1 protein-coding gene is annotated in these 244 nt (G+C 56.1%); it reads right to left on the bottom strand.

Annotated elements, in window-relative coordinates; all coding sequences use genetic code 11:
- Positions 1-244 (bottom strand): anti-sigma factor family protein (locus AC0QH1_RS27125; protein ID WP_442957369.1); only part of this gene is annotated, 244 nt, incomplete at both ends.

The following is a 244-nucleotide window of genomic DNA, read 5'->3' as shown; positions in this document are numbered from 1 at the left end:
AGTTGCTGATAAAACTGCTGCATCTGTGGCTCGGTTTCCAGCCACCGTTCCACTTGCTCCACTTCCCCAGCACCCAATTCGCCATCGATATAGGCACTGAGCCATTCAAACCGTTCCGCTTCATGGGGCACCGCTTCCACCACCGGGGCGGCGGATTGCGCCTCCATCGCATCAATGCGGCTAAACACCTGCGCCACAAATTCTTCCACAGGTTCGTCAGAAATCGGCACCGGCATGTCATTCA

This window comes from Phormidium sp. CCY1219 (assembly GCF_055795085.1).
This window is presented reverse-complemented; position numbering and strand designations above follow the sequence as displayed.